This window comes from Streptomyces sp. NPDC001890, assembly GCF_042891445.1.
GTDB lineage: Bacteria > Actinomycetota > Actinomycetes > Streptomycetales > Streptomycetaceae > Streptomyces.
This window is the reverse complement of sequence record NZ_JBIATE010000066.1, coordinates 1-8,712: the sequence shown is the minus strand read 5'-3', so window position 1 is coordinate 8,712 and position 8,712 is coordinate 1. Positions and strand designations below refer to the sequence as shown.

The 8,712-nt window shown below is 68.9% G+C and carries 7 protein-coding genes and 2 pseudogenes; 7 read left to right on the top strand and 2 right to left on the bottom strand.

Annotation, left to right across the window (positions count from 1 at the left end; genetic code table 11):
- Positions 1–373 precede the first annotated feature (373 nt).
- Complete coding sequence (locus ACFYY1_RS42740; protein WP_388595471.1) at positions 374–1,027, top strand: DinB family protein; 654 nt, start codon at positions 374–376, stop codon at positions 1,025–1,027.
- Positions 1,028–1,353: 326 nt separating this feature from the next.
- Here ACFYY1_RS42740 and ACFYY1_RS42735 read toward each other — a convergent pair whose 3' ends face one another.
- Positions 1,354–2,259, bottom strand: coding sequence for a LysR family transcriptional regulator (locus tag ACFYY1_RS42735; RefSeq protein WP_388595470.1), 906 nt, complete (start codon positions 2,257–2,259; stop codon positions 1,354–1,356).
- Between the two features lie 58 nt (positions 2,260–2,317).
- Between ACFYY1_RS42735 and ACFYY1_RS42730 the strand changes: the two genes are divergently transcribed.
- From ACFYY1_RS42730 to ACFYY1_RS42710, 5 genes and pseudogenes are all read left to right on the top strand, one after another.
- Positions 2,318–3,160, top strand: coding sequence for an NAD(P)-dependent oxidoreductase (locus ACFYY1_RS42730; RefSeq protein ID WP_388595468.1), 843 nt, complete (start codon positions 2,318–2,320; stop codon positions 3,158–3,160).
- 38 nt (positions 3,161–3,198) lie between these two features.
- Positions 3,199–4,016 (top strand): IS5 family transposase gene (locus tag ACFYY1_RS42725; RefSeq protein WP_388595467.1). Its coding sequence is split into 2 segments (ribosomal slippage): positions 3,199–3,547 and positions 3,547–4,016, totalling 819 coding nucleotides; the frame shifts between segments, so codons are not numbered across the junction.
- Positions 4,017–4,185: 169 nt separating this feature from the next.
- Positions 4,186–4,257 (top strand): annotated as a pseudogene (locus ACFYY1_RS42720) (hypothetical protein); the annotation flags it as partial.
- A 6-nt stretch (positions 4,258–4,263) separates the two neighbouring features.
- Positions 4,264–4,536, top strand: a complete 273-nt coding sequence (locus ACFYY1_RS42715; protein ID WP_388595466.1) for a putative peptidoglycan-binding domain-containing protein — start codon at positions 4,264–4,266, stop codon at positions 4,534–4,536.
- 1,003 nt (positions 4,537–5,539) lie between these two features.
- Positions 5,540–5,758: pseudogene (locus tag ACFYY1_RS42710) on the top strand (IS110 family transposase); the annotation flags it as partial.
- Positions 5,759–6,120: 362 nt separating this feature from the next.
- Here the strand turns inward: ACFYY1_RS42710 and ACFYY1_RS42705 are convergent.
- Complete coding sequence (locus ACFYY1_RS42705) at positions 6,121–7,113, bottom strand: immunity 49 family protein (RefSeq protein WP_388595464.1); 993 nt, start codon at positions 7,111–7,113, stop codon at positions 6,121–6,123.
- A 184-nt stretch (positions 7,114–7,297) separates the two neighbouring features.
- On the opposite strand from ACFYY1_RS42705, the gene ACFYY1_RS42700 reads away from it, so the two are divergent.
- On the top strand, positions 7,298–8,506 hold the full coding sequence (locus ACFYY1_RS42700; RefSeq protein ID WP_388595462.1) for an IS701 family transposase: 1,209 nt from the start codon (positions 7,298–7,300) through the stop codon (positions 8,504–8,506).
- Positions 8,507–8,712: the final 206 nt, after the last annotated feature.

Genomic DNA, 8,712 nt, shown 5'->3' with positions numbered 1-8,712 from the left:
ACATGATCAGACGAAGGCCGCCCCCACGTCCGGCGAACCCCCAGGTGAGCGACCCAGTTCGAGACACCGTTCGAGGCCGGAAGATAAAGAGCAAGTGAGCGCGCTGCGGCAGGCGAACGGACCGGAGTCAACGTGTCCCCGAAGGCGCCACGACCCACTCGACGGTAATCCCGCCCCCGGGGCGGGACAGCGTCGCGCGCTCACGGTCATCGCCTCCGGTCCTTCCGATTCGCGTTCGAGCTCGCTCCGAAGAGCTTCGTGGCGTGCTTGATATCAGCGGGCTCGTGACGCCATGTCCCTGCCACGCTGCCGATCACTACCCGCCGGCAACCCCGCGGAGATCGCATCGCCCTGGCCCTATAGGCTCCGCCGCATGTCAACATCTGGAAGGCCGCACATGATGGTGCGGGGGGAACACCTGCGCCAGGCCGTCGCCTACTGCGTCGACGTCCTCGAAGGCGTCCCGGCTGCTCAGTGGCAGGATCGAGCCGGCGGCTTGGAGTGGACGTGCTGGGAGACTCTCGAGCACCTCGCGGATGATCTGCTCACCTATGCGCTGAGGTTCGGGCTCTCGCAGCCCAATGCCGTGCCTCGTGTCCCGCTGCGCATTTCCAGCGACCGGCCGGCGGGCCCGGCCAATGTCATCTTCGGCGACCGTGAGGCAGGATCTGAAGGTCTCCTGACCGTCGTGGAGGCCTGCGGCGGACTTCTCGCGACCGCCGTCGACACTGCCGACCCGGCAACCTTGGCCCCGCACGTCTTCGGCGCCTCCGACCCGGAGGGCTTCGCCGCCATGGGCATCGTCGAGACGTTGGTCCACACCTACGACATCGCCCAGGACAAGACACCTGTGAGGGAGCCCCTGCAGGACCTGAGCGGCCGAGCCCTGACGCGGCTGTTCCCCGACGTGCCTGTCATCGACACTCCGTGGTCGACCCTTCTGTGGGCCACCGGGCGCATCGAAGGTCTTGATCTCCCCCGCCGGACGAACTGGCGCTGGTACGGCGAGCCTCTCCGTCACGCCTGACCCATGGGACCGCGTACAACTGCGGTACCCGAAGCGCTCCTATTGAACATGGTGCCGCGGTCGGGCAGGGCCGCGGCCGGCAAGCGCGCGATCACCGACGGCAGCACATGCGCCCTGCACTCCGCTCCCGGTTTCGCCGGCGAGTCCCTGATGAGGATGAGTGTCTTGCCGGCACGACCCTCAACCACGACACCCTGCGGCCGCGCTTCAGCGAACGGTACGCCGGACGGCCCGTGGGGCCTGCGGCGTCATCGGCAGGGAGGTGTTCACGAGGCAAGACCTGCGGCACGGGCCCCGGCGCCGCGGTCCAGGAGCGGCACCACGCCTCACGTGAACGCCGCCCGCAACTCCTCGGCCGTCTCCCGGAGCAGGGCCAGGAAGGCCGTCGCCGCCGCCGTCGGCGACCCCGGCGCGGCCGCGCAGATCCGCCGGTACGGTACGTCCTCCGGGTGGATCGTGACGAGCGCGACGTCCGGACGTACCGACGTTGCCGCGAGCGCCGGTACGAGGGTGGCGCCGAGCCCCGCCGCGACCGCGCCCAGCTTGGCGATCCAGTCGTGCGCCAGCAGCCCGGTCCGCGGGCGGAGCCCGGCCGCGAGGGCGGGCCGGAAGAGGGTGTCCTCCAGCCGCTCGTTGCCGACGATCCACTCCTCCCCGGACAGGTCCGCGAGCCGCACGTCCCGCCGTCCCGCGAACGGGTGACCACGCTCCAGCGCCACCAGCACCGGCTCGTCCAAGAGGTGATGGAGCGTCACCCCTGCTGGTGGGGCGACGCCCACCGCGGGGCTGACGACCGCCAGGTCCTCCTCGCCGGCGGCCACCAGCCCCAGGTGCTTCACCGACGGCCCCTCCACCCGGGTCACCACGACCCCCGGATGCCGCTTCCGGAACGCCGCCTGGGCACGCGGCACGAGGGCGGCGCTCGCGCTGGAGAAAGCGCCCAGCCGCAGCATCCCGCCGTCCAGGGTGCGCAGCGCGTTCAGCTCGGCGCGGGCGGCGGCCAGCCGGTCCCGCACCGCTTCGGCGTGTGGCAGCAGCACCTGGCCCGCCTCGGTGAGCCGCACCCCGCGCGGCAGCCGCTCGAACAGCTCTGCCCCCCACTCCTCCTCCAGGGAGCGCACCTGGCGGGAGACGGCGGACTGGGTGTAGCCGAGGGATCGGGCCGCGGAGGTGAAGGACCCGGACCGGGCGACGGCGAGGAACGCCTCATACAAACCATGCGTGACCAGCATGGACACCATGCTAAACATTCGCTTGTCGCATGGAAGGGCTGGACCTAGCGTCGACGCCATGGAAACCAACCGACAGAACGCGCCGACCACCCCGCAGACCCCGGACGCCGCCCCGCGGCGGATCGCCTTCCTCGGCCTCGGCGCCATGGGCCTGCCCATGGCCCGCCGCCTCCTCGACGCCGGACACCCGCTCACCGTCTGGAACCGCACCCCGGCCAAGGCCGCGCCGCTCGTCGACGCCGGTGCCGCGCTCGCCGCGAGCCCAGCCGAGGCCGTCCAGGACGCCGAAGTCGTGATCACCATGCTGGCCGACCCCGCCGCCGCTCACGCCGTCGCCGACGCACTGATCCCGGCATTGCGCCCCGGCACCACATGGATCGACACCTCGACCATCGGCCCGGACGCCACCCGGGAGCTCGCCGCCCGGCTCCCTGCGGGGGTGCCCCTGATCGACGCGCCCGTCATGGGCAGCGTCGACCGTGCCGCCTCCGGTGAACTGCTGATCCTCGCGGGCGGCGACACCGCCCCGGTCGCGGACGTCCTCGCCCGGCTCGGCTCCGTCACCGCCTGCGGCGGCCCCGGCGACGGCGCCGCCCTCAAGCTGGTCCTCATCAACGCGGCCGTCGGAGGAGTCGCCCTGGTCGCCGAGAGCCTCGCCCTCGCCGCGGCGCTCGGCCTGCCCCGCGACCTCGCCCTGCGCACCCTCGGCGCGGGCCCCCTTGCCGGCGCGGTCAGCCGGGCCACAGCCGCCACCGACGCCCACTTCCCTGTGGCCCTCGCCGCCAAGGACGTCGCCCTGGCCACCGAGGTGACGAAACTGCCCCTCCTGGAAGCAGTCCACCGCGTTCTCCTGGAGGACCCGTCCCTGCTCGCCGAGGACCTGGCCGTCGTCGCCGGCTAAGACCGTGTCCTATGTGGTGATCGCTCGTTGGGCTGTTCATGGGGCGGGATACGTGGAGTTGGATTGTTCCGGACGGGCTGTGCGAGATCGCGAAGCCGTTGATCCCACTGTCAAAGGTGCGTCCGCAGGGCGGCGGGACGCAGGACACGCCTGATGAGACGCTGTTCGCCGCGATCGTCTACGTGCTGGTGAGCGGGTGTGCCTGGCGGGCTCTGCCGCCATGTTTCGGGGTCTCGAAGTCGACTGCCCACCGGCGCTTCGTCATCTGGTCCAGGGCCGGTGTCTGGGGCCGGTTGCACGAGGCGGTGCTCGACCGCATCGACGAGTGCGGCCTGCTCGACCTGACCCGCGTGGTCCTCGACTCCGCCCACGTACGGGCCAAAAAAGGGGCGAACTCACAGGTCCCAGCCCCGTGGACCGGGGTAAACCGGGTTCCAAGATGCACGTCCTGTCGGACGCGAACGGACTGCCCCTCGTCGTCGGCATCTCCGCCGCCAACACCCACGACAGCCACGGCCTGAAGCCCATGGTGGCCGGTCTCCAAACGAGACACGACCCCCACCGCGGCTGGCACTACAAACCCCGCAAGCTCCACGCCGACAAGGCATATGACATCCCCGACCTGCGGAGATGGCTCCGCGGCAAACGTATCGGCGTCCGCATCGCCCGCAAAGGAATCGAATCCAGCGAACGGCTCGGACGCCGCAGATGGGTCATCGAACGCACCATGTCGTGGCTGACCGGCTACCGCCGACTCAACCACCGCTACGAACGCCACCCCCGCAACTACCTGGCCTTCCTCGGCCTCGCCGCCACCCTCTGCTGCTACAAACGACTGGTCCGACTCACCACATAGGACACGGTCTTAGCGGTCGAGTCGTCGCGGGGCTCCGGGCGGCCAAGTCGTTTGAGCCATCAGGCGGCGACAAGCGCACAGCCATACCCGGAACCCCCTGGGCTTCCCTGATCCTACGAATGATCAGATCCGACCCGCTTGAAAGGTAGGACAAGATCAGCGCCGGTACTGGAACCCGCTTCGCCTGGACAGCATCGCCCATGTCTCGGAGCCGGTCGCGCTGAAACTGTTCGACATCGGCGTCAACATGGGCAATGGGACGGCGGCGAAGTTCCTGCAGCGGGTGCTCAACGTCCTGAACCGGCAGCAGGCCGACTATCCGGACATGACCGTGGACGGCGCGATCGGACCGAAGACGGTCACGGCATTCACGACCTTCATGGGCAAGCGCAAGGCGGAAGGTGAAACGGCGCTCCTCAAGGCGTTCTCCAGCCTGCAGGGCGCACGATACATCGAGCTGGCCGAGAACCGGGAGCAGAACGAGGCATTTGTCTTCAGCTGGCTCGTAAACCGAGTGTGACGGAAGTTTCAAACTGACGCGCCAGCGAGGGCAGACCCGTGTCTTGACGCAGGCCAGCCCTCGCCGGCGGAAACAGCCGTACGACCTCCACCAGCGGGCGACCGAAAGCCGATCTGTACGATCGCGCTGATCAACTCCGAGCCCGACGCAGGAGACATGGCCCGAAGTGAACAGCCTGGCCGGGCACGCCGACCACAGCTTTCCACACCGCCCAGGCCGACCTGATCGGAACGCGCATGGCGGCCCCTCCTGCCCCCGCAGCGGACCCTCGGGACCGGTGGCCGAGCCGACAAAGACCCTTACAGCTGCCGCAGAGCTGCAGCGACCGGCACCCGGCCGCAGAAAGCAGGCTCGGCGACGCGGCGGCCGCCCGCTGCCCCGTTTCCCTACTTCTCACGAAGGAGCGCCGGGGCCATTGACCCGGAGATGCGTGAGCCGGAGCACGATATTTGTCAGCGCAAGACGATGAGTTTTCGGTGCGGGTCAGATCAGGTCTACACATCCTGAGTGACCCTGGAACATAGATGGGAGCAACATGAGCAGCCACGGATCTGCTGGCGGCACCAGCACCTCGAAGCCGGAACTCGTGAGCCTGGCCCCGGCGACAACAGCGATTGTTCGTGGCGTCGTCTCGATGGCCAGCTTGAGGGACTCTACGACGCCTCCTTCAGTGCTTTGGCGCAGACCATCTCAGCGCAGCGGATCACCATGCTGAGCCCCGCCTTCGGCCTCTACCACGGATCGCCGGGAGAGACCCTGGACCTGGAGGTCGGGTTCGTAACAGACCGGGCGGTCCAGCCAGAGGCCGGGGTCATGGTTGGTTCACTTCCCGGAGGTCGCGCGGCTGACACACTTCGGACCGTTCGACGCTTTCGAATCCTCCTGGGAACGGCTGCACTCCTGGATGCAGAGGCGAGCGCTACCCGTAGGACAGGGCAGAGGGGAGATCTACATCACGCAGCCCTCCCCGGACATGGACCCACGCGACCTGCGCACCGAACTCTCCAGGAGAGGAAACAAGCAGCTCAAACGGGCCTTCTTCCTCTCCGCCTTCGCCGCCCTGGCCGACCCGGCATCACGGGCCTACTACGACAAGAAGATCAGCCAGGGCAAACACCACACCCAAGCCCTGCTCTGTCTCGCCCGACGACGAGCCGACGTTCTGTTCGCCATGCTCAGAGACGGCACCTTCTACGAACCCCGGACACCCGGAGCGAGTTGAGGGCAACCGGCCCTGCCTGCGAACCAAGATCATGCAGGCCCATGGCGGCAGCCCTACATATCGTGAACCTCCACGGAGAACCCTTCCGCAAGGACGGAGTTCAGGTGCTCCGCATGCGCACCCAGCCATTGGCGCGCGTCAGAGAACTGCGCCGTCAGTTCGACGAGCACATAGTCCTCGGCGCCGTCAGTCGGCCCGCCACAGACACAGCAACGGAGACGCTGACTCACCGCACCCGTCCACTCCGCTCCGTTCCCGCCCACTGCCACCGTCTCATCATCAACATGCACGGGCACATCGTTGCAGCCGCCCTAAAACAGCACCCATCCACCTTGACCAACGAGATAGGGGCCCCGGGTGGCCTACTTGGCGGCCCAGCAGCTCAAGTTGTTCCGGTTCCCCTCCGCCGCCCGGCGCAACGCGTCCGGCGATCCCAGCAGACCGTACGGCAGATACCCGGACCGGACACCGAGTTCCCATCCATGGACCTGCACGGCGAGGCAGGCCAGGGCGAGGGTGCCGAGGGGGAGAAGGGACCGGGGCGCGGGATCGTCGGCATCGGCCTCGACGTTCTCCCGGTACGCGACCAGCCGGGCGACGAGGGCGTCCTCGAAGGCGTGCTGGTCGTCGTCGAGGAGTACGCGGAGTAGCCGCTGGTCCGCGCTCAGCGCGTCGCCGACCTCGTCGAGCCGCCGGGCGGCCTCCGCGCGTTCCCCGGCGTCCGGCTTGCGCAGCGGAACCGTAGGCCAGTCGCGGGGCAGATGCCCGGCCGCCTCGGTGAGATAGGGGCACAGGGCGTCCATGGCGGCGAGGTCGGCGGGGTCGGAGACGGAGGTGTATTGGTTGTAGGGCACGCCGTCACGGATGGCGGGCGCGTAGTCGCCGCGCAGCAGCAGCCCGGTGACCCGCTCCCAGTCCCACACAAGCCCGCTGACGACACACATCTCGAACATGTCGAGCCAGGTCCGTGCGGTGGGCGCCTCCCTGACGACGTCCCGGAAGGTGATGGGCCCGTCCCCGAACTCGTCGTCGTCCGGGTCCGTGCTGATCCGCTCCCCGACGAGGGGGAACCGGATTTCCTGGTCCCCGCTCGGGAAGCACATGATGCTCAGCGCTCCGTGCACACACTCCGCAGCGGTGACGGCGACCGTGCCGGCCGCAGCGTCGAGCCCCGGCTCCGTCACCGTTCGCGCGGCGACATGGTCGAGCAGTTCGTCCGCCATGGCCCGGATCAGCGTCGGTGAGATGCTGCCGTACCGCAGCGAGTGCCACCGCGTGTAGGCCCGCCCGCCGATGTCGTCGAGCGCCTCGGCCAAGCGCCGTTCGCCGACCTGATGACATGTCGCATTCCGCACGTACCCCGTCCCTTCATGAACTCCACGACTGGACGAAGCACGCTATCAACGGGCACGAATAGTAGGGCTTGGTCATGTGCGGTCCGTGATGGCGTGTCTTCTTGATCGGTCGTTTCGTTGACCGTGTGTGCTGAGTGAGGAGTTGGCTGCGGTCCGGTGTGATCTGGAGGACTTTGCGGCGGAGATGTTCGAGCCGTTCGCGCGGGCGGATCAGCGGCGGTGGGGCGGGGTCTATCTACGGGGTCTGTTGCTGGACGGCGGGCGCAAGTCGGTGGAGCCGATGGCCGGCCGCCTGGGCGAGGACGGGAACCGGCAGGCCCTGGCCCACTTCGTCACTTCCAGCCCGTGGGATGCGGCGCATGTGCGGGCCCGTCTGGCCTGGCGCATGCAGCCGGTTATCAAGCCCACCGCGTTGATCAGCGATGACACCGGGTTCCTCAAGGACGGGGATGCATCGGCGTGCGTGACCCGGCAGTACACCGGCACCGCGGGCAAGGCCACCAACTGCCAGGCCGGGGTCTCGCTGCACCTGGCTTCCAACGGCGCCTCCGCGGCCGTGAACTGGCGTCTGTTCCTGCCCGGGAGCTGGGATCCCGCCTCGCCCAAGGCCGACCCGGCCAAGGTAGCCCGCCGCGACAAGTGCGCCATCCCTGCCCAGGTGGGCCATGTCGAGAAGTGGCAGCTGGCCCTCGACATGATCGACGAGACGCGGTCCTGGGGCATCGAGGTGCCCCAGGTCATCGCCGACGGAGGCTACGGGGACACCGCAGCCTTCCGGCTCGGCCTGGAAGAACGCAGCCTCGAGTACGTGGTGGGCATCTCGACCACGACCACCGCGCACCCCGAGGACGCACAGCCCTGCACCCCGGCCTGCTCCGGCCGCGGCCCACGGCCGGTTCCTGCCTACCCCGAGGCGGCCCAGCGGGTGAGGAGCCTGGTCATCGCGGCCGGTAGGAACTCCGCGCGGCCGGTGCAGTGGAGGGAGGGATCGCGGCCGGGCAGCGGCCGCAGCGGGTACAAACGCATGTACTCGCGCTTCGTGGCCCTGCGGATCCGGCCCGCCGGACGCGAGATCCGCAAGGCCACGGCCGGCACCGGGCTTCCGGTCCGCTGGCTGCTGGCCGAATGGCCCGCCGACCAGGACGAGCCCGTACAGTTCTGGCTCTCCAACCTGCCCGGGACCACCCCGCTGCCCGTCCTCGTGCGCACCGCGAAGCTCCGCTGGCGCATCGAGAACGACTACCGCGAGATGAAACAGGCCCTGGGCCTGGCCCACTTCGAAGGCCGGACCTGGCCAGGCTGGCACCACCACGTCACCCTCGTCTCGGTCGCCCACGCCTTCTGCGCCCTTCAGCGACTGACCCGATCCCCAAAAGAGACGGCGTCGGCCTGAGCCTCTACCGAGTTGTCCGCGAGCTGCAGCTACTCATCGCGACCTGGACCGGCGCCTGCCCCACCTGTCACCGCGACATGCCAGACCCCGCACCAACATGACCAAGCACTACTAGGGCCTGTCCGGCGGATCTTTCGACTCGGCATGCCTGGCACGACTTCGTGGGCTGATCCCCGAGTATGCCCAAGGCTGCCGCTCCCGACGTT